Consider the following 23556-nt stretch of genomic DNA (forward strand, 5'->3'; position numbering starts at 1 on the left):
CGTGCAGTATCCACACACCGGAGCCGTTGCCTCCCCCCGGAACCCGCCGAGATGATGCGCCACACACGCACACCGGGGGGATGCACATGGACAACGGTGAAACACGGGCCGATCAGTACGACGACGAGTCGGAGGACTACGTCGCCTACTGGCAGGGGCGCGACTACGAACACGCGGCGGAGATAGCCGCGGTCAAACGGCTCATCGGCGGCCGCCGTTACGGGCTCGCCTGCGAAGTGGGCGGCGGGTTCGGCCGGTTGAGCCCGGTCCTCAAGGAGTACGCGGACCGGGTCATGATGTTCGACCCGAGCGCCAAGCACGTGGCCATCGCCGGGCGGCTGCTGGCCGACCGGCCCGGGATCACCGCGCACCACATGCGCCCCGGCCACCTCGCGCTGGACGACGGCTCGGCCGATCTCGTCTCGATGATCCGCGTCATGCACCACCTGCCCGACCCCGGCCCCACGCTGCGCGAGATCGCGCGCGTACTGAAGCCCGGCGGAAGCGCCCTGATCGAGGTGGCCAACTCCGCGCACATGCTGAACAAGCTGCGCTACGCGAAGCGGCTGCGCGGCGTCCCGCGCGGGCCCGTGGACATCCGTTCCGCCGAGAAGGTGGCCGAGGGCAGCATCCCCTTCGTCAACCACCATCCCGACACCGTCGTGCGGCAGTTCGCGGACGCCGGACTGCGGGTCGAGGACAAGCTGTCCGTGTCCAACATGCGCAGCGGCCGGCTCAAGCGCAGCGTCGGCGAGGACCGCCTGCTGGCGGTCGAGCAGCGCATCCAGAGCCCGCTGGCCGCCCTCAACTTCGGGCCCAGCCTGTTCTTCCTGCTCCGGCGGAGCGGGTAGCTCAGGGCTGCGACACGCCGGAACCTCCGTGGGCTCCGCCCAGCGTGAACGTCGCGGCGCCCGACGGCGGCAGGAGCGGCCGCCACGCGGCGGGCAGCCCCGTGCGGTCGGCGAAGGTCGTGTTCATGAACTCCCCGTGATCCGCGAAGTCGGTCGCGGCGAAGGTCACCCGGTCCGCGAAGAGCGTGCCTTTGAAGAACGCCGTCCCGGCGAAGGTGGCGTGGTCGAAGGACGCCCGGGTCTCGAAGCGGGCCTGGTCGAACACCGCGCCGGAGCCGCACACGGTCGATGCGAAGACGGCGGGCCCCTGGAAGGTGGTCCGCTGCCAGGTGCTGTGGCCGTGGAAGACCGCGTGCGCGAGGTCCGCGACCCCCCGCACGCGCATCCGATCCATCAGCGCCTTGTCCCACACCTCGGCCCCGGTCATGTCGAGATCCTGGGCGAACACGGCCTCCGTGAATCCTGCGTCGCCGTTGAAGTCGGCTTTGGCGAACCGTGCTTCGCGGTCGAACACGGCCGCGTCGAAGGTCGCGCCGCGCCGGAAATCGGTCCGCCCGAAGGAGGCGCTCCCCTTGAAGTGGACCGTGTCGAAGCCTGCCCGTCCTTCGAAGACCGCCAAGTCGAAGGAGGCCCCGCCTTCGAACCCACCGCCGGGCGTGGCCCAGTCGCCGGTGAAGCGAGCCCGGTCGAAGAGCGCGGGCCCCACCCTCACCTGTCCCACCCCGGGCTCCCGCAGCGCGAGCAGCAGGTGGCCGAGCAGCTCGTCGCTGAAGGTCGTGCCCCGCAGGTCCACGTCCGAGCCCGGTCGGAGCGCATCGAGGTACTCGGACCGTTCCACCGCCGCCACGTGGGCGAGACAGCGCAGGCGGCCCGGCAGCCGGATGCCGATGCACCCGCCCGGATCCGCCCGCGTGCCGCCGTACCCGCAGCGCGGCCAGCCGACGGCCGGCGCGTGGCTCCTCAGCTCGGCATCGACCAGCGCCCGCCCGACCTCCGCGGCGCCGTCGGAAAGGATCCACCCCTGCGGTTGCCGCTCCGCCCCCGGCCCCCGCTCCAGCCGCTCGACGGCAAGGTTCTCCAGCCCGCCCACGCCGAGCATCGATTCACCCTTCACCAGGATGATCCGCCCCCTGGCGTCGGGCCGGTTCAGCCGCCGCATGAACTCCTCGCCGTAGAGCAGAGCCAAGGCCTCGTCTGCCGCCGGCCCGTGCACCCCGTCCTCGTCGACCGTGAATCCGCCGCGCGCCACGGCCACCCCCAGGGAGATCTCCCATTCACCGGTGCCCCTGGCCAGCCGCGAGAAGGCCCCGGGCAGCGCGGACAGCAACAGCCCCGCCTTCCGCAGGGCTCCCGGATTCGGCGCCGTGAGCAGCAGGGCCCCCTGCTCCATGGTCGGCGTCCCGAGCAAGCCGGTGTCCGCCTTCAGCATCGTGAAGAGATCGAGGCGCTCCGACGCTCCCCCGAAGTCGATCTGCCCCTCGGGCCGGACCGCCAGGCAGATGCCGGAGTCCGCGCCCGTGGCGCGTGCGTGCGCCGCCACCACCGCATGGAATCCGGGCTGCTCCAGCAGCGCCTGCCCGGTGAGGAACACCATCCGGTCCGTCATCACCGTGTGCACGATGCCCGCCAGGAGGCCGTCGCGGGAGACCGGCGAGCCCGCGTAGTGGGTCCAGACCTCGGGCTCGGCGGAGAGCCGGACGAGCTCCCCGTTGCGCTCCCCCTCGTACGGGAGGACCTCGCCGGTCAGTGCCACCGCCTCGCCCTGGTCGGTCGCGCCGTCCACGATCAGGTGCTCCCCCGGGGCCGCGAACCCCTCTGCCCAGGCCGGCTCCGTCCAGCCCGCCGGGTCGATCAGGTCCACGTCGGAAACCAGCAGCAGCACCTGGGGCGCCGCCCCGTCCCCCCAGGCCTGGTGGCAGAGGAACTCCTGCTCCTCGACCCGGACCCATGCGGTGGCGCTCGTCCGCTGGGTCTGCGCCGACTCGCCGACCGTCAGGACCAGCCGGGGCGACAACAGCACGCCCACCGCCTGCGGCTCCCGCGGTGACTCGAAGCGGACCCGCACGACCCGGTCGGCCAGTCCCGACACCGGCCCGGCGGCAAGGGCGAACGGCATGGCATCCGGAGCCAGTTCACGGCGCCCCACGCCCCGGGGCCCGTGGCGGATCGCCGTGAAGTCCCGGCCGGTGCCGCGCTTGTGGGACATGTACTCCCACACGCGCCGCCGCACCAGTTCCCGTACGGCGGCCACGTCGCCGCGCAGCTGTGATCCGAGCAGGGCCTCCCGTACGCCCGGCAGGAACTCGAACTGGGCGGTGTCGGGGTCCTGTTCGCCGTCCCAGGGGGCGAGCAGCCCGCCCAGGGCCACTTCCGCGAGGTGGCCGTGGGCGGACTCCCGCAGCAGGGAGCGGCGTACGAGGGTCATCACGGGCAGGGTGAGCGGTACGGCGGCCAGGTGGTCGGCGAGGCGCTGGGCCGTCGGCGAGGCGCTCGCGCGGAAGCGCTCCACCGCCTCCAGGGGGTCCGGGTGGAACTTCAGGGCCCCGGGTGTCCCGTACGGGGCCTCGCGCGCGGGTTCCGCGTCGAGGCGCAGGCATGCGAGCCGCCGCCAGCGGCCGTCGCCGGACACCACCCGCACCAGCCGGGCCAGGCTCCCGGAGGCGATGCCGACCACCGGGACCACCGCCCCGCCGCCGCGGGCCCGCCGGGCGATCGGGACCCGCTGCCAGGAGCGGGTGGCCGCCGCCGGCCGGTCCGCGCGGACGGCGAAGGGGACCGGCCGGACCGCCCCGCGCGTCCAGAGCCGCTCGGGCAGGACGTTCAGCACGGCCACGGCGTTGTGCGCCGACCACTGCCTGAACACGCCGCGCAGGGGCGCTTCGCGCCACCCGCCGGCGACCGTGTCGGAGAGCACCAGGATCAGCCGCCGGCCCGCCGGGTCGACCAGCTCCAGGGGGTTGCGGGGCGGGCTGTCGCGGTGGTGCGCGACCTTGGGGACGCCGCCGGGACCGGTGCCCGTGAGCCGCCAGGTCCGTACGTCGCGGAAGACCCCGCTGCGGGTGAGGAGCCCGCGCAACTCCTCCACCAGGTCGGACCAGAGCAGCATCGAGTGGTGGGAGTCGACGACCAGGGCCACGTCCAGCCAACGGCTCTCGGCGGGGCGCAGGACCGGGGTGAGCACCATCCGCTCGATGCTTCGCTCGACGGTGAGCTGTTCGTCCAGCTCCTCTCCCGGGCCGCCGATGCCGCGGCGGCCGATCGGGCGCAGGGCGCGCATCAGGGCGAGCGGGTCGTCGAGGGAGGCGGCGCGCGGCAGCCGCACGGCGGTGCCGCGGCGCGCGGGCGGCACGGGCGCGCCGGGGCCGCCAGCTTCGGCCCGGTCCGCGCCGGGGCCCGCGGGGCCGTCGGGTGCGGTCGCGGTCGCGGTCTCAGTCGCCGTCGCGGTCGCGGTCGCGGTCGCGGGGAAGTACTGGACGCCCGGTTCGACGGCGCCGCCGCGCGCCTTGGCGGGTACCTCCGGTCCGTCGGAGGCCGGTTCGGGTCCGGCCGCCGGGTGTGCCCCGGGAGGCTCCGGGCGGAGGGCGGCCGCGTCGACCCGGGTCGCGAGCCACAGGATGTCGGCGATCTCCTCGGCTCCGACCCCGGGGCGCGGGCCGTTGTCCTCGGCGCCCTCGGCCAGGGCGGCGAGGATCTTCTCGATCACGCGGAGGGCCCGGTCAGGTGGTGCATGACGGTGGCGAGGAAGCGGTCGCGATCGCCGGGGGCGGACCAGGCTCCGGCCAGGCGGAGCTGGATGGCGTTGAGGAGCTGGTCGGTGGCGAGGTCGCCGTCCTCGGCGCGTTCCAGGAAGCTCTGGACGAGATCGCGGTACTCGTCGCTGTTCTCGATGTCGACGCCGAGCCGGCCGCGCACGATGCGGGCGAGCTTGTCGGGCCCCGGCGGGTCGAGGTGGAGCCGGACGCAGCGGCGCAGGAAGGCGGGCGGGAAATCGCGTTCGCCGTTGCTGGTGAGGACGACGATGGGGAAGTACCGGCACTGGACGCGGCCTTGGGAGATCCGGACGACCTCCTCCGTGTCGTCGTCGGTGCCGATGGCGACGGTGGGGGCCTCCTTGACGAGCCGGGCGAGTTCGGGAATGACGAAGCCGCCGTCCTCGAAGACGGTGAGGAGGTCTCCGGGGAGGTCGATGTCGCTCTTGTCGATCTCGTCCACGAGCAGGACGCGGGGGCGGTCCTGGGGCAGGAGGGCCGTGCCGAGGGGCCCGAGGCGCAGGTAGCGGGCGATGGACGGACCGCCGTCGGCCGGGGCGGGAACCGGCCCGCGGGCCGCGGACGGCGCGGCGCCGGGTGTGCGCAACTGCTCCAGCCCAGCCTCCTGGAGCCGGCCGATCGCGTCGTACAGGTACAGGCCGTCGCGCAGGACGGTGCGGCTGGTGACCGGCCAGTGCAGGACCGGCCCCAGGCCGAGGTCGGCTGCGATGCTGGAGGCGAGCGTGGACTTGCCGACGCCCGGCTTGCCGGTGATCAGCAGTGGCCGGCGCAGGTGCAGGGCCGTGTTGACCACGTCCTTCTCCAGCTCGTCGGGTACGTAGCCCTCGCCGCGCCGCCAGGTGCGCTCCCAGGCCGGCCCCTCGCGCCCCGGGGGCGCGTACCCCGGGTCGGGGACGCCCTTGAAATCGCGCCAGGGCGGTGGCGGTCCGGCCTCCAGCCTGGCCCGGCGCTCGGCGGCCTCGCCGGTCCCTTGGTAAAGCCACCAGTCCTTCACCACAGCCTCTGCCTCCATCGTCGGTGTCTCGGGCCGTCTCGCCGCGAGCGGTCATCGGGATCGGTGCGGATGCGAAGTCGGGAGCGGGCACGGGACCCGGGTCCGGGGTGGGGGTCAGGGTCGGCGGCATCGGGAGCGGGTTCAAGCCAGGGACCGGAGGGTGAGGGTGTCGTCGGGATCGTCCCACAGGAGGACCAACCGGTCTCCCCCCGGCGGCTGTCGGCGGTCGCCGCCGGGGGCGCCCGCGTCCGCGACGGCCGCCGCCCGGCGCACCGCGCGCACGCGGGCGGGCAGCGCGAGCACGTCGAGTGCGCCGGGGTCGGGCGGCCACCCGTCCTCGCCGGCCGGCACCAGCAGATCGAGCAGGTCGCCTGCAGCCCCGCCCTGACCGGCGCCCCCGGTGTCCCCGGTGCCTCCCGCCCGGCCCGTCCCGGTGTACGTGGAGCCGCCCGGAGCCGCCTGCGCTGCCCCCGGTCCTCCGGCCCGGCCGGAGCCGGCCCGCGCCGCCCCGGCCCGCGCCGCCCCGGTACGGTCTGTGCCCGCCGGAGCGGGACCCCGGTGCCAGAGGGCCACCGGGACGCCGCCCTCCAGTACCGCCTCCACCACCGCCGCCGTCCGCGCCCCGGCCCGGGTGTGCGCCACTACGCACGCGGGCGCCGGTCCCGCGCCCAGTTCCATGCCGAGCCCGTCGCCCGCGTCCGCGTCGGCCACCACCCGGACCGCTTGCGGGTGCCGGCCGCCCTGGGCCCACAGCCAACGCCATTTGCCGCGCCATTCGGCGCCGGTGTACTCCCGCTCCTGCGGACAGCGCACCACCACCTGGTACAGCACCCCGAGGGGCCGGGTCCGCCTGCCCGGGCCGCGCGGGACCGGCCACTGGTCGAAGTCCAGGTCGAGCAGCTCGTACGGCACGTGGAACTCGATCCGCTCCACCGCGCCGGAGAGCCGCCACGCCTCCGCCTCGGCTCCCGACACCCGCGAGGCCGCCACGAGTTGCCGTACGAGTGCGTCCCGTACCGCCTCCAGCCGCACCGGCTCCCCCTCCGATTCCCAGATGTGCTCGGTCGCCTCCCGGCGCAGCCACATCCGGGCGAGGAACCCGTCCTCCCCGCCCGGCGGCGTCTCCAACCGCACGTGCAGGGCCGTCCTGCGCGGGGGCGGGGGCGGCGGCGGCAGCGCGGGCAGGGCGAGGCGTTCGCGGGTGGCGCGCACCCAGTCGCACAGCCGGGCAGCCCATCGCTCGTCGCCCGGCGCGCCCTGTTCTCCGAGGAACCGTACGAAGGGCACCGGGAGCGGCATCCCGCCCGGCCCGCCGTGCCGTTCGTCGAGGTCCTGGACCACTTCCAGCAGGGTGTCGCCGGGCAGGCCGCCCCGGACGGGGGCCGCGCAGCCGGCCGCCTTGAACGCCCACAGGTACGCCTCGTAGGCGCAGCGCGGCAGGTCGCGGTCCTCGAAGAGCTCGCCGAGCCCGTCCCAGGCGACCTGGTCGAGGCGGCCCGCGCTCGGCGGCGCGAGCCCGGGGCGCCCGTCGTCGGGGAAGTCGAGGAAGGAGGAGGCGTCCCAGTCGCGGTCCACGACGAACTGCGGGAGCTGCCAGCCCTCCCCGCGGTCGCGCAGGCCCAGGAAGGTGCGGTGGATGGAGCGGGCGGTGTCGGCGAGCCCGGAGACGGCCTCGAGCAGAGGGCGTTCACCGAGTTCGGCGAGGAGTTCCTCGGTGAAGCGGCCCGCGCCGCGCTCGGCGTCGTTCTTCGCGGCCTCGCCCTCGCGGGAGGCGTACAGCCGGAACTGGCGCCGTCCGGGGACGGTCGCGCCGCCGCCGTAGTCGCTGCTGCCGAAGTTCCACCGGGCGTCGCGGGGCGCGTCGACCCGGCAGGCGTCCACCAGGGTGGCCTGGTACCGGAAGAGTTCGCGCTTGACGAGGTTGGTGCGCCACCAGCGCAGCGCGGAGTCGAGGTTGAGGTGGCGGATCTGGCCGGGCGTGGCGTCCGCGGAAGGCAGCATCAGTTCGCCGCGGCGCGGTTCCGTGTAGCCGTGTCCGGCCCAGAAGATCACGAGCAGATCTCCGTCGCACGCGGGGAGTTCGTCGAACAGCACCGATTTCACGTTCGCCTCGGTCGCCGGGCGGTGCGCGGTGCGCAGGGCCTCCAGGCCGGCGGAGGCCGACCAGTCGAGCGCGTCCGGGTCGTCGAGCGGCGACAGCAACAGCCGTACGTGGCCCGGCGGCACCCCTCCCGGTCCGGTCAGCCAGCGTGCGAACCGCAGGGCGTCGCGGGCCGGGCCGCGCAGGTTCCAGTGGCGGCTGACGTCGTAGCTCTCGACCCCGGCGACGAGCGCGAAGGTGCGCGGCCCGAGGTCGGGGGGCAGGGAGCCGAGGGGGTTCACCCGATCTCCGCTTCGGCCACCGCCTGTTCGATGCGTGCGTAGAGGGAGTCCTGTTTCCAGTAGGCGCTGTGGCAGGCGGGGAAGGGCTGGCGGCTGCCGATCTCCTGGTCGCTGACGCGCGGGTCGCCGGGGAAGACGGGCTCGGCGAGGTAGGAGAGCACGTCCTGGCGGTCGTAGACGTTGAGCCAGCGCGGGAAGGCGTACGGGAGCCTGGTGCCCGGCACGATCCCGGCGAGCGCGCCGAGTTCGTAGAGGAAGGGTGCCTGCGAGCCGACGGTGACGAGCAGTTCGACTCCGGGCACCGGCTCGCCGCGGGCCGCCGCCAGGGCGAGGAGGTCCACCAGGGCGATGCCGCCGAGACTGTGGCCGATGAGTACGGTCGGCCCCGGCTCGGCGGTGATCCGCTCGTGCAGGAACGCGCGGAGGTCCGCGCCCCGGGCCTGGTAGCGCAGGATGTCGCCGAGGGCGGGGGTGGCCCCGACGGTGAGGGAGCCGCGCCAGGCGTTGAGCAGCGGCTGGGTGGTGACGCGCAGGGCGAGCCGGCCGAGGACGGCGGCGGCGCGGGCTCCGGGGACCCGGGCACCGCCGCCGAGGCGGGTGGTGATCAGCTCGACGAGGCGGTCGCGTTCGGCTCCGGTGCAGTCGGCCTCGGCTCCGGCCGAGGCGAGTGCGGCGGCGGTCACCGCTCGGGCCAGGGCCTTGGCCAGTTCCCGGGCCTGCGGCTGGCCGGCGGCGCGGGCCCCGGCGCGGGCGGCCTCGGCGGAACGGGAGACGGTCTTCAGGGCGGCAGGGAATCCGGCGGCGAGGCCGGTCCCGAGCAGTAACGCGGCCTGTTCGCCGCCGTCGGGGACCCCGGAGACCTCGGCGAGCAGCTCCAGGACGCGTTCGCCCGCGGACTGCACGCCGGGCATGGCGAAGCCGTCGTCATCGGGGCCGTCGTCGAGATCCCCGTCGGGGCCGCCGCCGGCTCCGGTGTCCCAGCCGGCTTCCGCCAGTACCCGCAGCTCGCAGAGCGGGTCGGCGACCAGCAGCCCCCACTCCGCGATCTCCTCCTCGTCCGGGCCGACGGCCGCGCCGGGAGCACTCAGTCCGGGCACGGAACGGCCCTGGGCGCTCAGGGTGGCCCCGTACCGCTCCCCCCAGAAGCAGGAGTCGACGGCCGCCCCGGGGAACCGGGCGGTCAGCCGGTCCCGGACCAGGGCGAAGAGCTGGTCGTGCCGCTCGCGTCGCACCCCCGTGCCGTGCACAAACAGAAATCGCATCGCGGCTCCGCCCCCTCGCACAGTCGTCCCCCGCTCGGCACGATAGCGCCGCGCGGCGAACGGGGCCCTCGGAACGTCGAGTTCGCAGTACCCGGGGCCCGCGCCGAACCGCCCCCGCCGACCAGCCGCCCACCCCCGGCCGCTTCTCCACCGCAGGCCCGGCCGCATTCAGGCATCCCCCGCCGCAGGCCCGTCCCCGCTCAGCCGCTTCCCCACCGCAGACCCGGCCCCTATCAATCACCTGTCACATGTGAAATATTACTCCCGCTCCGGCCAACCCGACCGACCGGAACCTCCAGAAAGGTCAGCTACGTTGCGCAGACTCGCTGCGGTGGGAGCGGCGATATCCCTCGCCCTCCTCGCCGCCCCCGCGCTCGCCGCCACCGCACCCCCGACCCCGCCCCCGACGCCCGCCGGGCAGCAGCAGGCCGATCGGGCCGCCCCGCCGCCCGCACCCCTGGAGCTGCAGCGCCAGGCCCTGCGCCGCCAGGCCCTCGAAGAGGTGGCCGCCGGCCGTCCCGGCGGCCTGCGCGCCGAGGCGGACGGCACGCTGCCGCGCCTGGCCAAGGTCGGCAAGCGGTACGTCGAACTGGCCCGGGAGCGCAAGGACAAGGTCTTCGTGATCCTCGCCGAGTTCGGCGACCAGGTGGACGACACCACCCAGTTCGAGGGCAAGCCGCGCTTCGGCGGCACCCCGGGCCCGGCGCACAACACCATCGGCAAGCCGGCCGCGGACGACAACCACACCCTGTGGCGCAAGGACTTCGACCGGTCCTTCTACCAGAAGCAGTTCTTCTCCACCGACCCGCAGTCCGCATCCCTGCGCGCCTACTACCGGCTCCAGTCCTCCGGCCGGTACGACATGGACGGCATGGTGACCGACTGGGTCAAACTGCCCTGGAACGAAGCCCGTTACGGCACGGACAACTGCTCCGAGTCCGGCCAGTGCCGGACCAACTGGGACATGATCCGGGACGCCACCGACTCCTGGTACAAGTCCGAGCGGGCGAAGGGCCGTACGCCCGAGCAGATCAAGGCGCAGCTCGCCGAGTACGACGTGTGGGACCGCTACGACGCCGACCACGACGGCAACTTCGACGAGCCGGACGGGTACCTCGACCACCTCGTCGTCGTCCACGCGGGCAAGGACCAGACCTGGGGCGGCGGCACGCAGGGCAAGGACGCCGTGTGGGCGCACCGCTGGTTCGCCTACTGGAACCAGGCCGGCAGCGCGGGCCCGGAGGGCAACAAGGCCGGCGGCACCCCGGTCGGTGACACCGGCATCTGGGCCGGGGACTACCTGACCGGCGGGGAGAACAGCGGCGCGGGGCTCTTCGCGCACGAGTTCGGGCACGATCTGGGCCTGCCGGACCTGTACAGCTCTGACGGGGACAACAGCGTCAACTTCTGGTCGCTGATGTCTTCCGCTTCCTACCTGGGCAAGGGGCGCAACTCCACGGGCGAGTTCCCGGGCGACCTCGACCCCTGGAGCAAGCTGCAGCTGGGCTGGCTCCAGTACACGGAGGCCGACGCGGGCCGCACGACGCGGGCGACGCTCGGAGTGTCCGGGTACAACACCGAGGATCCGCAAGCCCTGTTGGTGCACCTGGCGCCGTCTTCGACCAAGACCGAGCTGGTGGACCCGTACGAGGGCGCCGGCCAGTGGTGGAGCGGCACGGGTGACTTCATGGACAACACGCTGTCGCGCACGGTCGACCTCTCGGGGATCGCGGCCGGGACGGCGGCCCGCCTGGACGCCCGCGTCTGGTACGACATCGAGCAGGACTTCGACTACCTGACGGTGGAGGCCTCCACGGACGGCGGGGCCGCCTGGACGGCGCTGCCGGGCACGGTGGACGCCACGCCGATCGGCGCGAAGGGGATCTCCGGCACCTCGGCCGGCTGGACTCGGCTCTCGGTCCCGCTGACCCGATTCGCGGGCACCTCCGTTCAGTTGAGGCTGCGCGTCACCTCGGACAGCAACACCCACGGCAAGGGCGTCACCTTCGACGACATCCGCGTCACGGCGGGCGCCGACGACCGGGAGCTGCTGCGCGACGGGGCGGAGCAGGGCGCCAACGGCTGGACCGCGGTCAAGTGGTCGCGTACGGAGGGCCGCACGGGCAGCGAGCAGCACCCGCGCGCGTACTTCGTGGAGAACCGCCGCTACACCGGCTACGGCAGCCTGCTGAGGACGGGGCCGTACAACTTCGGCTTCACGGGCGACAAGGTGGAGTTCTACCCGTATCAGCAGGGCGTGCTGATCTGGCTCTGGGACACGGCGTACAGCGACAACACCACCAAGGCGCACCCCGGCGGCGGCATGCTGCTGCCCGTCGACTCCCGCCCGGAGCCGCTGGCCCACGCGGACGGCACGCTGCTCAACGCGCGTGCGCAGACCTTCGACGCCACCTTCTCCCTGGGGAAGAGCGACCGGATCGTCCTGCACAAGGCGGGCGCACCGACCGTGATCCCGGCCCGGAGCGGCGTACCGGTCTTCGACGACCGCCACGGGTCGTACTGGAACGCGGGACTGCCGCAGCTCGGAGTCAAGGTGCCGGACACCGGGACCCGGCTCACGGTGGTGAAGGAGGCCGCGGGCGGGGCCCTGACGACGGTGCAGCTCAGCCCGTCGAAGTGACCTGCCGCAGCTGAAGGCGGGGGGCGGCGGGGCCGCCGGTCAGTGGCGCACCAGACAGAAGGGGTGCCCGGCCGGGTCGGCGTAGACCCGCCAGCCCTCCCCGGCCCGGTCCCCGTCCAGCAGCGCCGCACCGCAGGACATGACCTCCGCATGGGCCGCGTCCAGGTCCGCGACGGCGAAGTCCAGGTGGAGCTGCTGGGACCGGGCCGGGTCCGGCCAGCGGGGCGGCCGGTGATCCTCGGCGTACTGGAAGGCGAGGACCTGGCCGGCCGGGAGGTGCAGGGTGGCCCAGGTCGCGTCGGTCGCCCAGCGCCGGTCGGGACGGTTGACCTCACCTCCGGTCAGGCGTTGGTAGAACGCGGCCAGCGCGGCCGGGTCGGGGCAGTCCAGCACCACGCACTGCATCTCGGCGATCACGCACCGATCCTAGGGCGTGTCCTCGGATCGGGCCGGGGGCGAGGCCCAGGAGAAACCCCCACATCTCCCCCCTTCCCCCCCCCCCCCCCCGGGGCCACGGTGGGGGTGGGAGGGGGGGGGGAAGAAAAAAAGGGAGGGCGCGGGGGGAACAAAGGGGGGGGGGGGGGTGGGTTGGGGGGGGGGGAGGGAAAAACCCCGGAGACCACGCCCTACGCGTTCCGGCGTGCGCCCCGCTCCGCCGGCGGGCCGTGGTGGGCCGGGTAGGCGGTGGAATCCGGGGCCGCCGGGAGGTGCCGCTTGGACAGGACGCGGAGCATCGTGACGGGGTCGAGCAGGGTGCTCGGCGGGCTGGTCAGCGACAGCACGCCGAAGAAGCGGGAGGCGATCGCCTGGTCGGCGTTGGCCCCCGCCATCACCCGGGACATGTAGCGCTGCAGGATCCGCGTGGCCCGGTCCGGCGGCGGCCCCTCCGTCACCGCGTACCGCATGTCCTCACTGGTGGCGATCTGCCAGGGCACCGCGGCCGCCGCGAGGGTGCGGCGCTGGATCCGGTGGGAGGCCGCGGCGATCTGTTCCGGGTCCAGGGTGCGGATCTCCTTGGCCAGGGCCTCCGCAGCGAGCGCCGCGACCGTCATCCCGTGCCCGTACACGGGATTGACCCGGCAGGCGGCGTCTCCGAGGACCACGAACCCGGCCGGCCAGCGCTCCAGTCGCTCGTAGTGCCGCCATTCGTTCATCGTGTTCCGGAAGGCGGTAGGCGAGGACAGCGGGACCGCGTCCCGGATGGCGTCGTACAGGGCCGGACTGCGCAGGCTCCGGGCGAACGGCAGGAACTCCTCCTCCCGTACGGGCGGGGCGTGTTCGCCGTTGCCCACGAGGGTCACCAGCCAGCGCTTCCCGTCCAGCGGCATCAGCACCCCGCCGCGCGGGAGCTCGGGCCTCCCCTGGACGTACATGCCCTGCCAGCGCCGGCCCGGATCGTCCGGGATCTCGAAGTAGCGGCTGGAGTACCCGAGATGGGAGTCGTAGCGGGTCACCGCCGGAACCGGGTGGCCGAGCGCCGCGAGCCAGGCGGGGGCCTTGGAGGCACGGCCGGTCGCGTCGACCACGAGGCGTGCGGCCAGCCGCTCGCCGCCGCGCAGTTCCACGCCGGTCACCGTACGGCCGTCCGGCCCGGCCACGAGCCCGGTGGCGGTCGCTCCGGCCCGGACCCGGACGCGTGCGTTGCGGAGCACTTCCGCGCGCACCGTCGAGTCGAGCAACTCCCGGCTCGCGAGCAGCACTCTGGCCCCGGACACCGGCCCGAACCAGTCGGCCGGGCTGAGCCAGAGGAAGTCGCGCGGCGAGTCGAAGAGGCCCGCCCCCGCCGCCACCAGCTTGTCGGTGATGCCCGGCAACATGAGCTCGATCAGCTCCGCACCCCGCGACCACAGGATGTGCGCGTGCCGGGACTGGGGTATCCCGGGCCGGAACACCGGCTCGCCCTCCGGCAGTTCGTCCCGTTCGATCAGGGTGACCCGGGAGAACCGCATCGCGAGCACCCGCGCTGCCAGCAGCCCGGCCATGCCCGCGCCGAGGACCACGGCATGGCCCTCGGCACGGTCCTCGGCGCGGGGATCGGCCTGCGCATCGGTCCGCGGGCCGGCGGTACGTAGGTGGTTGTCCGTCGTGTCGTCGTCCATGCCGACGAGTGTGACTGCAGACGGGGCGGCCTGGTCAGGGCCCGGACAGGGCGCCCGGAGGCTCGACGGGGGCGGACGGGCTCATACCGGGGCGCGCCCCCACCCGGACCCCCGCCCGGCCCCCCTCTCGGCCTTCCTTTGGACCCCTCCCGACCCCGTCGGGATCTCCGCCGGATCAGGGGCAGAGGACGGTCCAGGTGACCTTCACGTGCCCTCCGTCGTCCCCGCGGAACTCGCTGGTACGGGTACCCGGCTGATCGGTGTACGGATCCCAGGCCACGGTGCCCCGGGCGACCAGGTCGTCGGCCGAGGAGGCGTCGTAGTCCCAGAGGAAGACGCCGATCTCGAACGGGCCGGGCCCGTACGTGGTCCCCGAGCCGACCCGCTGGTAGAAGTACGGGTCGGGGTTGGTGCGGTTGCCCTGGTTGGGGAAGGTCGACGGGTCCGAGCCGGAGCGCGACCACACGGCGGTGCGGGCACCGTCACCGGTCCGGACCGCGATGTCCCCGTAGAGCGCGGGGCGGGTCGTACCGTCGTCGAAGTAGGTCAGCTCCGCCTGGTCCACGCGGACCCGGCAGGCGGGGACGCCCTGCACCGGGGTGACGGTGTAGGTGACGGAGGCCTCGCCGCCGTCCACGCCGGCCATCTTGGCGGTGAACCGGCCGAAGCCGAGCGCGGAGTCCCAGTGGACGCGGCCGGCGGCCATCACGTCGTCGTTGTTCCCGGCGCTGTAGTCGGCGTCGACGAGGTAGGCGGTGAGGGTGGCCCGGCCGCTGAAGACCTGGCTCCGGGTGGAATCGTCGAGCCCGAACCAGGGGTCGTGGTCGGGGAAGGCGGTGGCGCCGGACCGGTCGCGGTGCCAGAGCGAACGGGCCGTCCCGTCGGTGGTCAGGGTGAGCCCGTCGTAGAGCTCGGGACCGCTCTCGCCGCTGGAGGTGAACCGGGCCGAGTCGACGGTGATCCGGAACGGACCGGTCTTCAGCTCCACTTGACCGACCGGATCCTTGGAGAACTCGGCGACGATCTGCCGTCGGACCCAGTCGTTGCCGAGCAGTCCGTAGTGCGAGGGGCAGCCGCTGTCACCCACCGGCAGGACGTGGTTGACGGCTCCGGCCAGTTCGGTGGAGCGCGGGGCGCGGCTGTCGCCGGGCGGGATCTGCTGGTCGCAGGTGGAGCTGAAGGTGGTGTAGCGGGTGGCGCCCGGGGTTTCGTCTCCCGCGTTGAGGGAGTTCAGGAAGGGGCTGGCGGGGGTCATGTCGGCGAGCGAGGCCGCGTGGATGTCGCAGAAGGTGGCGAAGGGGCCGCAGGGTGCGGCGTCCCCCGCCCCGTGATTGGGTCCGCCGAGCGAGACCCAGGCGCGGACCCGGGAACTCCCGCCGTCCTTGAGGTACTTGCGGGTCAGCAGCGAGCCCATGCTGTGTGCGACCACGTTGACGGGACGGCTGCCGAACCGTTCGGTGAGGAAGGCTCCGAAGCGGGCGGCGTTGGCGTCGTTGGTGGCGGCCCAGTCGTAGCCGAATTCGGCGAGGTCGCTGGAGAGCCACCCCTGGGCGTGCAGATGGTCCTCCAGCCCGTCGAGGGAGGCCGCGGTGTCCCCGAACCCGTGGACGAGAACGACGGGCGTACGCCGCTCCGCGCGGTCGGCGCTCCCGGCGGCGCGTGCCGTCGGGGCGGTGAGCAGAGCGGATACCAGCGTCGCGGCGAGGGCCGCGGCCAGGGCGACGAGCATCGGGAACAACAGGGGCACGGGCAGGGCGGATCTGCGCATGGCTCTCCCAGGGGATGAGGCGTGACGCGACTCGGACTCGGCAGCCTGAAGTGACTGGCGAGTAGCAAGTTAGCCCTCGGGGATTCAGCGCGATAGAGACGTGTACGAGACTCCGGTGAGCTTTTCGGAGGCACCCCAGAGCCGTTCGCCGGACTTGTCGTCCAGGGTCCATTTCGCCCGCCGGGAGCGGACGGGTGCACCGCGCCAGCCGAGCCGCGGCCCGATGAACTCGTCGGGCAGGACCCCGGGCGCGGTGGCCGCGTACAGGGTGGGCAGCGCGCCGGAGGCGGCGGACTGCGCGATGACGGTGTTGCCGATCGCGTTCCCGAGGGCGGAGGCGGCGGCGGTGAACCGCGAGGTGAGTGTGACCCCCGCCTGCGGGGTCGCCCCGACGTGCAGGTTGGTGGCGGCGTAGCCGGGGTGGGCGGCGGCCGCGACGACCTCGGATCCGGCGGCCGCCAGGCGGCGGGCGAGCTCGTGGGTGAAGAGCAGGTTCGCACTCTTGGAGCGGCCGTAGGCGATCCAACGCCGGTAATCGCGCCGGCTGTTCAGATCGTCGTGCGCCACGTCCCCGAGGGCGTGGAAACTGCTGGAGAGGTTGACGATCCGGGCCCCGGGCGGGGCGTCGAGGAGCCTGGGCAGCAGAAGCCCGGTGAGAGCGAAGTGGCCGAGGTGGTTGACCCCGAACTGCGTCTCGAAGCCGTCGGCGGTCCGGCCGTACGGCAGCGCCATCACGCCGGCGTTGTTGACGAGCAGGTCGAGGCTGCCGTTCCGGCGCCGCCCGTACGCGGCCGCGAACTCCCGCACGGAGGCGAGGTCGGCGAGATCCACGGCCATGAACTCCACGTCCGCGCCGGGTACTTCACCCCGCAGGGCCACCTCGGCGGCCCGCCCCCTGGCCGCACTCCGGCAGGCCAGCACCACCGCGGCGCCGCGGCGGGCGAGCTCCCTGGCGGCGGCGTAGCCGATCCCGCTGTTGCCTCCGGTGACGATGGCCGCACGCCCGCTCTGATCCGGCATCCGGCTCGCCTTCCAGCCCGCCATGGCAGCTCCTCCCGTCCCGGCAGCCCCACGGCCCACCGGCCCCCGCACCCTACTCCCGACGTACGGCCGCCGGACCTTCCGGGCCTCGGGGACGAGGTGCGATCCCTAGCTGCCGGTCGTGCCGTCGAGCATCTCGCGCAGGATGTCCAGGTGGCCGTTGTGGCGGGCCGTCTCCTCGGTGAGGTGGAGGAGGATCCAGCGCAGGTCGACGTGGAGGCCGTCACGGATGGCTCGCTGGGCCTGCTTGTCCAGGCTGTTCCCGGCGACCAGTTCGCGGTAACGGGCGCTCTGTTCGGCGTATTCGTCGACCAGCTGCGCGAGCGGGAAATCGACCGCAATGCGCATCTCGCGGTCGGGGTCCTCATCGGTCCAGGGGCCCAGGTCCTCCTCGCCGAGGAAGACCACCTGGAACCAGTAGTACTCGACCCAGCGGAGGTGGTTGATCACTCCGCTCATGGTCATCAGCGGCGAGCCCGGCAGGAGCGCCTTGCGGGCGTTCTCCGCCGAGACGCCGTCGCACTTGGCGCGGGCGGTGGCACGGGTGTAGTCCAGGAACGTGGTGAGCTGGGTGCGCTCGTCCCACGCGGGCGGCGTGTCGTTGATTCTCGTCATCGCGCGAAGCGTCCCTGATCACCGCGCCCGTTGTCGAGGCATTTAGATCACACCCGGGGAGCAACGCCCTGGCGGGGATTCCCCAACAGCACCGACACGGCGGCGCGTTACCCGGCCCCAGGCCTTCACTCTCCACTCTATCGCGAGCACGCTCCGTGACTACCTGGGCTTCGACCCGGACGTCAGCGCCACGACGGAGTTCCGGGCGGCGTGGAAGGCGTTGGTCACCGGCGACCGAGACGAAGCCGCAGGACCTCACCGCCGCGAAGGGCCTGGAGGTCATCGGTGATCCTCGGCAGCGCGGAGGGCGGCTTCGGACCGCTGGTCCGCAAGTACTACGTCGACACCGTCAAAGCCTTTCCCAAGATCGTTCGCGCCTGAGCGCACCGGCGGTGACCTCGCGCGTCCCGAGTGGAGGGCACGGGCGCCGGCCTTGAGGGCCCCGAGGGCGCGCAAGGCGCATACCCGGGGGCCTGGCCAGGCCGGACCGGACCGGTCGCGGGGTCCGGTACCGGGACCGGACCCCGGGACCGGCCGCCGGGGACCCCGGGCGGGCCCAGTAGGCTGCGGGTCCACCCGCTTCCCGTACCCCGAGGTCCACCCAGTGAGCTCCGCACCGCCCCCTGTACCCGTGTCGGTCGTCGGCCTCGGCGCCGACGGCTGGGACGGACTGACCGCCCCCGCCCGGGCCGCGCTGGCCGGGGCCGAGGTGCTGATCGGCGGGCCCCGGCAGCTGGACCTGCTCCCCCTCGGGGAATGCGGCGGCGCCCGGGTTCCGTGGCCCAGCCCGCTGCGCCCGGCCGTGCCGAAGCTGATGGCGGAGCACGCGGGCCGCCGCATCGCGGTGCTGGCCAGTGGCGACCCGATGTTCTACGGGATCGGCCGCGCCCTGTCCGAGGAGCTCGGCCCCGGCGCCCTGCACGTCCTGCCGCACCCCTCCTCCGTCTCCTACGCCTGCGCCCGCCTCGGCTGGCCGGTGGAGGACACCGAGGTGGTCACCGTGGTCGGCCGCCCGGTGGCCCGGCTCGCGGCCGCACTGTACGAGGGCCGCCGGGTCCTGGTGCTGAGCGCCGGAGCACCGACCGCAAACGAGATCGCCGCTCTGCTTCGAGAGCGGGGCTTCGGCCCCAGCCGGATGCGCGTCCTGGAACAGCTCGGCTCCGAGCACGAGGACGCGTACGAGGGCCTCGCCCAGAGCTGGGAGCACCCGCCCGGCGACCCCCTCAACGTGGTCGCCGTCGACTGCCGCCGCGACCCCCGCGCCGAAGCCCCCCGGCTCGGCGCGACCCCCGGCCTGCCCGACGCCGCCTACGAGCACGACGGCCAGCTCACCAAGCGCCACGTCCGCGCCGCCACCCTGTGCGCCCTCGCCCCCGCCCCCGGTGAACTGCTGTGGGACATCGGCGGCGGCTCCGGCTCCATCGCCATCGAGTGGATGCGCACGCACCCCTCCTGCCGGGCGGTGACCGTGGAGCGGGTGACGGAGCGGGCCGCGCGGATCACCCGTAACGCCACCGCCCTCGGCGTACCCGGCCTGCGCGTGGTCACCGGCTCCGCGCCCAGTGCGCTCGCCGGACTGCCCGCCCCCGACGCGGTGTTCATCGGCGGCGGCCTGACCGCGCCAGGCCTGCTCGACGCGGCCTGGGAGGCGCTGGCCCCCGGCGGCCGGCTCGTGGTCAACACGGTGACCCTGGAGTCGGAGGCGGTCCTCACCGACCGCTACCGCCGCCACGGCGGCGAACTCGTCAAACTGGCCGTCGCGCACGCCGTGCCGGTCGGCGGTTTCACGGGCTGGCGCCAGGCGATGCCCGTCACCCAGTGGTCCGTTACGAAGCCCCATCCCGAATCCGAATTGGTGGATCAGACGATATGACCGTGTACTTCATCGGTGCGGGCCCCGGCGCCGCCGACCTGATCACGGTGCGTGGCGCCCGGACGCTGGCCGCCGCCCCCGTCTGCCTCTACGCGGGCAGCCTCGTCCCGCGCGAGCTGCTCGCCGAATGCCCCCCGGACGCCCGCCTGATCGACACCGCGCAGCTGAACCTGGACGAGATCATCTCCGAGTGCGTACGGGCCCACGCGGCCGGCGAGGACGTGGCCCGGCTCCACTCCGGCGACCCCTCCGTCTTCAGCGCCGTCGCGGAGCAGATGCGGCGGCTCGACGCGGCCGGCATCCCCTACGAGGTCGTCCCCGGCGTCCCCGCCTTCGCCGCGGCGGCCGCCGCGCTGAAGCGGGAGCTGACCGTCCCCACCGTCGGCCAGACCGTGATCCTGACCCGGATCTCCCAGCAGGCCACGCCGATGCCGCCCGGCGAGGACCTCGCCACGCTGGGCCGCAGCGGGGCGCTGCTGGTGCTACACCTGGCCACCCGCTACGTGGACCGGGTCGTGGACGAACTCCTGCCGCACTACGGGGCCGAGTGCCCGGCGGCGGTGGTCGCGATGGCCAGCCGCCCCGACGAGCTGATCCTGCGCGGGACGCTGGCCGACATCGCCGCCCAGGTGAAGGAGGCCGGGCTGGTCCGCACGGCCGTCATCCTGGTGGGCCGCACCCTGGGCGCCGAGCAGTTCCGCGACAGCCACCTGTACTCCGCCGAGCGCGACCGGCATGTCTGCTGATCCGGCCGGCCCGGGTCCGCACGTCCTGATCCTCGGCGGCACCACTGAGGCCCGCCGCCTCGCGGAGGCGCTGGCCGCCGCCCCGGACTCCCCCCGGGTGACCACCTCGCTGGCCGGCCGGGTCACGTCCCCCGTGCTGCCGCCGGGCGAGACCCGGATCGGCGGCTTCGGCGGTCCCGGCGGCCTGGCGGCCTGGATCTCGGCCCACGGGGTCACCCACCTGGTCGACGCCACGCACCCCTTCGCGGAGCGGATGAGCTTCAACGCGGCCGAGGGGGCGGCCCTTTCGGGCGTACCCCTCCTCGCCCTGCGCCGCCCCGGCTGGACCCCGGGCCCCGGGGACGACTGGCACTTCGCGGACTCCCTCGCCGAGGCGGCCGCACTGCTCCCCGGGCTCGGCACCCGCGCCTTCCTGACCACCGGCCGGATGGGCCTGCACAGCTTCGCGCACCTCACCGAGCCCTGGTTCCTGGTGCGTTCGGTGGACCCACCGGCCGCGCCCGCGCCGCCGCGCCTCGAAGTCCTGCTGGCCCGGGGCCCGTTCACCCTCGCCGACGAGCGGGACCTCCTGGCCCGCCACCGCATCGACCTCCTGGTCACCAAGGACAGCGGCGGCTCCGCCACCGCCCCCAAGCTCGACGCCGCCCGCGAGGCCGGCATCCCGGTCCTCGTCGTCCGCCGCCCGCCCGTGCCCGGGGACGTCCCGCAGACCGGCTCGGTGGACGAGGTGCGGGCCTGGCTGTCCGGACAGCACTAGGCCGTTTCCTTCGGATCATCGGATCGTTGGTTGATGTGTGTCGTTGACTGACCCCCAGTGGGCCCGGGCCCGCATCGAGCCGCTGCTGCCGGACCGCACGCCGAAGCAGGGTGGGCGGTGACGCGATCACCGGCAGGTGATCGACGCGATCGCGTTCAAGTACCACACCGGCACGCCATGGATGGATTTGCCCGGGCACTTCGGGTCATGGAAGGGCACCCACAACCGTTGCGGAAGTGGGCGGCGGACGGCACCTGGGAGAAGGTCTTCACCGCCCTGCTCTCGCAGGGCGACGCCGGCGGCGATCTGGACTGGGTTGTCGCGGTCGACTCCACGATCGTCCGGGCTCACCAGCACGCTGCCGGGGCCCGTCAAAAGGGGCCCCGGCCGGCGAGCCGTCCGACCATGCCCTCGGACGGTCCCGCGGCGGGCTGACCACGAAGATCCACCTTGCCGCGGACGGCCGCTGCCGGCCACTGGCGTTCGTCATCACGCCGGGCCGGGCTGGCGACGCACCCGCGTTGCGCAGGTCATGGCTCGGTTACGGGTGCCCAGGCGGATCGGCCGTCCCAGGGTCACGCCAGATGTGGTCCTGGCCGACAAGGCCTATTCGTCGCGGGCGATCCGCGGGCGATCCGCGGGCATCTGCGGCGGCGCGGGATCCGGGCAGTGATCCCACAGCCCGCCGATCAGGCCGCGAACCGCAAACGCCTCGGCCGCCGAGGTGGCCGTCCGCCGGCCTTCGACCGCGAGGCCTACAAGCAGCGGAACACCGTCGAGCGCTGCATCAACAAACTCAAGCAGTGGCGCGGTCTGGCCACTCGCTACGACAAGACCGCCACCATCCACCTCGCGGGACTCCACCTCGCCGCCATCTTCATCTGGTCGGCGAGGTGATCCGAAGGAAACGGCCTAGCGCACGTCGGTGGCCGTACGGCGATAGGTGCTGCGCCGGTCCTCGATCGCGTGCCAGCGGTCGCCGTAGATGGTCTTGACCACGGACGGTTCCCGGACGAAGTCGTGCGGGAAGCCGAGCGGTACGGCGCTCACCTCGTCGAGGCGCGCGACCGCATCGGCGTCGAGGCGGACGTCGAGGCAGCCGAGGTTGTCGACGAGCTGGCTCTCCTTCGTCGCCGCGATGATCGGAACGACGTTTCCGGGGCGGCCCAGCAGCCAGGCCAGCGCCACTTGGGCGGGGGTCCAACCGCCCTGCTCGGCGATCTCCAGGACCACGCTGATGATCTCTTCCTCCTCCGGGGACGCCTTGACGCCCCAGGAGTCCAGCCGTCCTCCCTCGCCCCGGCGGTACTTGCCGGTGAGCTTGCCGGCGGCGAGCGGCGCCCAGGCCAGCACCGCGAGGTCGAACGCCCTGGCCTGGGGGAGGAGTTCACGTTCCGGGGTCCGCTCCAGCAGGTTGTAGCGCAGCTGCGAACCGGTGAACGCAGACCACCCGCGGAGCTCGGCGAGGGTGTTCGCCTGAGCGATCTCCCAGGCGGGCCAGTCCGAGACGCCCACGTACAGCACCTTGCCGGTGCGTACGAGGTCGTCCAGCGCGCGCATCACTTCCTCGACCGGGGTGAAGTTGTCGCGTGCGTGCACCCAGAGGATGTCGAGGTGGTCGGTGCGCAGCCGCTCCATGCTGGCCTCCACCGAACGCACCAGGTTCTTGCGGTGGTTGCCCGCCGCATTGACGTCGCCGTCACGGGTCCCGCAGGTGTACTTGGTGGCCAGTACGAACTCGTCGCGCCGTCCGTCGAGCAGCTTGCCGAGGATCTGCTCCGAACTGCCGTCGCCGTAGATGTTCGCCGTGTCGATGAAGTTGCCGCCCGCGTCCGCGTACGCGTCGACGATCCGGGCGTTGCTCTTCTGGTCGGCGCCCCAGCTGAGGTCGTCGCCCATGGTCATCGCGCCGAGGCTCAGCTCGCTCACGCGCAGACCGGTCCTTCCGAACAGTGTGTACCGCACGTTCTTCCCCTTCACGCAGGTCGTGCGGGCGACGCTAAGCGCTGGAGTGCACTTCAACGCAAGCGTTGATCAGAGGGATTGCCGCCGCGACACCGGACGGCAAGATCCGGAAGACACGGCCTGGGACCTGTCGTCAAACTCCCGCCCGCCTCGCGACGCCCGGCACGCGCTCTCGCCGCACCAAGTACGTCCGGTACGCGGGCTTCCACCCGCCACGCCGAGGGATCACGGAGGATCGATTCGCCGGTCGGAGCCCCCCTAGGGTCGTGCCCGCAATGCCCGACCCGCCTCTTTCCGGAAAGGGATCCGCTCCCTCATGAAGCTCCGCACCACCGCCGCCGCTGCCCTGGCGGCCTTCGCCCTGGTTCTGTCGCTGCCCGGTTCGGCCCTCGCCGCCGAAGGCCTCTTCCACTACAAGTACGTCGACGGATACGGGCAGGAGCAGCACGTCACCCTGCACGACCCGCACAGCGGCAAGTGCGTCAACCTCCACGCCGTCAGCGACGACGACGAGCAGCCCGGCTACGGCCCGCACAACGACACGGACTCCGTCGTGGTCGTCTACGCCGGCGCCAACTGCGAGGGTCCGGAGTGGAAGCTGCGCGCGCACGGCAGCCCGGCGCGCGACGACCTCCTGGTCCGGTCCGTGCGCTTCGCGGTCGACCCCGGCTAGGTCCTCGCTTCCGGCCAGGCAAGATCCGGAAGAGACGGCCTGGCGGCAACAGCACTCCGGACCCGGTGGGGCCCGGGGCGGCCAACCGCCCCGGGCCCCACCCGTTCAACCTCGGACGG

16 protein-coding genes and 1 pseudogene are annotated in these 23556 nt (G+C 73.5%); 7 read left to right on the top strand and 10 right to left on the bottom strand.

Translation table 11 applies throughout. The annotated features are described in order from the left end of the window. The first annotated feature begins 86 nt into the window (after positions 1-86). Positions 87-851: a class I SAM-dependent methyltransferase gene (locus ACFWBW_RS02575; RefSeq protein WP_385367652.1), complete on the top strand. Its 765-nt coding sequence runs from the start codon at positions 87-89 to the stop codon at positions 849-851. 1 nt (position 852) lies between these two features. Here ACFWBW_RS02575 and ACFWBW_RS02580 read toward each other — a convergent pair whose 3' ends face one another. The 4 genes from ACFWBW_RS02580 to ACFWBW_RS02595 all read right to left on the bottom strand — a co-directional run bounded on the left by ACFWBW_RS02580 (position 853) and on the right by ACFWBW_RS02595 (position 9259). Next, on the bottom strand, positions 853-4554 hold the full coding sequence (locus tag ACFWBW_RS02580; protein WP_385367653.1) for an SAV_2336 N-terminal domain-related protein: 3702 nt from the start codon (positions 4552-4554) through the stop codon (positions 853-855). Further along, on the bottom strand, positions 4551-5633 hold the full coding sequence (locus ACFWBW_RS02585; protein ID WP_385367654.1) for an AAA family ATPase: 1083 nt from the start codon (positions 5631-5633) through the stop codon (positions 4551-4553). The genes ACFWBW_RS02580 and ACFWBW_RS02585 overlap by 4 nt, the downstream gene beginning before the upstream one ends. Before the next feature lie 123 nt (positions 5634-5756). Next, the gene (locus ACFWBW_RS02590; RefSeq protein ID WP_385367655.1) at positions 5757-7997 is read right to left on the bottom strand and encodes a hypothetical protein; all 2241 of its coding nucleotides are present in this window, start codon (positions 7995-7997) and stop codon (positions 5757-5759) included. Next, positions 7994-9259, bottom strand: a complete 1266-nt coding sequence (locus ACFWBW_RS02595; protein ID WP_385367656.1) for a hypothetical protein — start codon at positions 9257-9259, stop codon at positions 7994-7996. The genes ACFWBW_RS02590 and ACFWBW_RS02595 overlap by 4 nt, the downstream gene beginning before the upstream one ends. Before the next feature lie 313 nt (positions 9260-9572). Between ACFWBW_RS02595 and ACFWBW_RS02600 the strand changes: the two genes are divergently transcribed. Then, a complete protein-coding gene (locus ACFWBW_RS02600; protein WP_385367657.1) occupies positions 9573-11900 on the top strand; it encodes an immune inhibitor A domain-containing protein in 2328 nt (775 codons plus the stop codon). A 39-nt stretch (positions 11901-11939) separates the two neighbouring features. Here ACFWBW_RS02600 and ACFWBW_RS02605 read toward each other — a convergent pair whose 3' ends face one another. From ACFWBW_RS02605 to ACFWBW_RS02625, 5 genes are all read right to left on the bottom strand, one after another. After that, positions 11940-12317 (bottom strand): VOC family protein, encoded by a 378-nt coding sequence (locus tag ACFWBW_RS02605; protein ID WP_385367658.1) that lies wholly within the window; start codon positions 12315-12317, stop codon positions 11940-11942. Between the two features lie 209 nt (positions 12318-12526). Then, positions 12527-13999 carry an FAD-dependent oxidoreductase gene (locus tag ACFWBW_RS02610; RefSeq protein WP_385367659.1) on the bottom strand — a complete coding sequence of 491 codons (1473 nt, stop codon included), beginning with the start codon at positions 13997-13999 and terminating at the stop codon, positions 12527-12529. A 175-nt stretch (positions 14000-14174) separates the two neighbouring features. Continuing rightward, a complete protein-coding gene (locus tag ACFWBW_RS02615) occupies positions 14175-15767 on the bottom strand; it encodes an esterase/lipase family protein (protein WP_385367660.1) in 1593 nt (530 codons plus the stop codon). Between the two features lie 84 nt (positions 15768-15851). Further along, positions 15852-16811, bottom strand: a complete 960-nt coding sequence (locus ACFWBW_RS02620; RefSeq protein ID WP_385367661.1) for an oxidoreductase — start codon at positions 16809-16811, stop codon at positions 15852-15854. A gap of 105 nt (positions 16812-16916) precedes the next feature. Next, positions 16917-17423: a DinB family protein gene (locus tag ACFWBW_RS02625; protein ID WP_385367662.1), complete on the bottom strand. Its 507-nt coding sequence runs from the start codon at positions 17421-17423 to the stop codon at positions 16917-16919. Between the two features lie 631 nt (positions 17424-18054). Between ACFWBW_RS02625 and cbiE the strand changes: the two genes are divergently transcribed. The 4 genes and pseudogenes from cbiE (at position 18055) to ACFWBW_RS02645 (ending at position 21696) form a co-directional block, all read left to right on the top strand. Beyond that, positions 18055-19296, top strand: coding sequence for a precorrin-6y C5,15-methyltransferase (decarboxylating) subunit CbiE (gene cbiE / locus ACFWBW_RS02630; RefSeq protein ID WP_385367663.1), 1242 nt, complete (start codon positions 18055-18057; stop codon positions 19294-19296). Then, the gene (gene cobM, locus ACFWBW_RS02635) at positions 19293-20042 is read left to right on the top strand and encodes a precorrin-4 C(11)-methyltransferase (protein WP_385367664.1); all 750 of its coding nucleotides are present in this window, start codon (positions 19293-19295) and stop codon (positions 20040-20042) included. Before cbiE ends, cobM begins: the two co-directional genes overlap by 4 nt. Next, positions 20032-20799: a cobalt-precorrin-6A reductase gene (locus ACFWBW_RS02640; protein ID WP_385367665.1), complete on the top strand. Its 768-nt coding sequence runs from the start codon at positions 20032-20034 to the stop codon at positions 20797-20799. Before cobM ends, ACFWBW_RS02640 begins: the two co-directional genes overlap by 11 nt. A gap of 37 nt (positions 20800-20836) precedes the next feature. Beyond that, positions 20837-21696: pseudogene (locus tag ACFWBW_RS02645) on the top strand (IS5 family transposase). 15 nt (positions 21697-21711) lie between these two features. Here ACFWBW_RS02645 and ACFWBW_RS02650 read toward each other — a convergent pair. Continuing rightward, entirely contained in the window at positions 21712-22764 is a 1053-nt protein-coding gene (locus ACFWBW_RS02650) for an aldo/keto reductase (RefSeq protein ID WP_385367666.1), read from the bottom strand. A gap of 316 nt (positions 22765-23080) precedes the next feature. Between ACFWBW_RS02650 and ACFWBW_RS02655 the strand changes: the two genes are divergently transcribed. Continuing rightward, positions 23081-23437, top strand: a complete 357-nt coding sequence (locus ACFWBW_RS02655) for a hypothetical protein (RefSeq protein ID WP_385367667.1) — start codon at positions 23081-23083, stop codon at positions 23435-23437. Positions 23438-23556 lie beyond the last annotated feature (119 nt).

This window comes from Streptomyces sp. NPDC059957 (genome assembly GCF_042730015.1).
In the GTDB taxonomy this organism is placed as follows: Bacteria; Actinomycetota; Actinomycetes; order Streptomycetales; family Streptomycetaceae; genus Streptomyces.

Excerpts from the sequence above, each read along its gene's own strand:
- cobM (WP_385367664.1), top strand. The coding sequence starts at position 19,293 with ATGACCGTGTACTTCATCGGTGCGGGCCCCGGCGCCGCCGACCTGATC.
- ACFWBW_RS02640 (WP_385367665.1), top strand. The coding sequence starts at position 20,032 with ATGTCTGCTGATCCGGCCGGCCCGGGTCCGCACGTCCTGATCCTCGGC.
- ACFWBW_RS02625 (WP_385367662.1), bottom strand. The coding sequence starts at position 17,423 with ATGACGAGAATCAACGACACGCCGCCCGCGTGGGACGAGCGCACCCAG.
- ACFWBW_RS02655 (WP_385367667.1), top strand. The coding sequence starts at position 23,081 with ATGAAGCTCCGCACCACCGCCGCCGCTGCCCTGGCGGCCTTCGCCCTG.
- ACFWBW_RS02585 (WP_385367654.1), bottom strand. The coding sequence starts at position 5,633 with ATGGAGGCAGAGGCTGTGGTGAAGGACTGGTGGCTTTACCAAGGGACC.
- ACFWBW_RS02615 (WP_385367660.1), bottom strand. The coding sequence starts at position 15,767 with ATGCGCAGATCCGCCCTGCCCGTGCCCCTGTTGTTCCCGATGCTCGTC.
- ACFWBW_RS02610 (WP_385367659.1), bottom strand. The coding sequence starts at position 13,999 with ATGGACGACGACACGACGGACAACCACCTACGTACCGCCGGCCCGCGG.
- ACFWBW_RS02620 (WP_385367661.1), bottom strand. The coding sequence starts at position 16,811 with ATGGCGGGCTGGAAGGCGAGCCGGATGCCGGATCAGAGCGGGCGTGCG.
- ACFWBW_RS02595 (WP_385367656.1), bottom strand. The coding sequence starts at position 9,259 with ATGCGATTTCTGTTTGTGCACGGCACGGGGGTGCGACGCGAGCGGCAC.
- ACFWBW_RS02575 (WP_385367652.1), top strand. The coding sequence starts at position 87 with ATGGACAACGGTGAAACACGGGCCGATCAGTACGACGACGAGTCGGAG.